Genomic DNA, 580 nt, shown 5'->3' with positions numbered 1-580 from the left:
CAAAGGCCACTACCTCGTGCCCCGCCTTAACCAAATTGACCGCCATGGGGGCGCCCATATGTCCAACGCCGAAAAAAGCAATTTTCATTGTTATCTCTCCCTCGCATATTGCTTGGTTATAGCAGCGGTGCTTGAGTCACGAATCACATCTGGTTCGCGCATCACAAGCAAGTTAGCGACTCAAACGCCGCGCCTACTGGGCACCTTTATTCAAAGAAACGACAAATCTTTCAGCACATTACGCGAGATAATCACGCGCATGATTTCGTTGGTACCTTCCAGAATCTGGTGCACCCGCGCATCGCGCACGTAACGCTCCAGCGGGTACTCACTGATATAACCGTAACCGCCATGCAGTTGCAGCGCCTGGTTGCAGACGTTGAAACACAGGTCCGTTGCCAGACGCTTTGCCATGGCGCACAACATGCTTTTATCGCTGTGATTCTGATCCAGTTTCCAGGCCGCCAGACGGACCATTTGCTGCGCCGCCACTAACTCCGTGGCCATGTCGGCCAGAGTGAATTGCACGGTTTGGAAATCGCCAATGGCCTGACCAAACTGTTTGCGTTCCTGCACGTAT

Annotated in this window: 2 protein-coding genes; both read right to left on the bottom strand. The window is 52.9% G+C overall.

Going from position 1 to position 580, the window contains the following annotated elements; translation table 11 throughout:
• A partial coding sequence (locus A3754_RS26220) for an NAD(P)-binding domain-containing protein (RefSeq protein ID WP_156497039.1) occupies positions 1–88 on the bottom strand: 88 nt, incomplete at its 3' end.
• Positions 89–210: 122 nt separating this feature from the next.
• Positions 211–580: acyl-CoA dehydrogenase family protein (locus tag A3754_RS16610; protein WP_255363140.1), on the bottom strand; the 370-nt coding region annotated here is incomplete at its 5' end.

This window comes from Alcanivorax sp. HI0083 (assembly GCF_001635175.1).
Note: the sequence above shows the minus strand (reverse complement) of the source record. Positions and strands in the feature narration are given on the sequence as shown.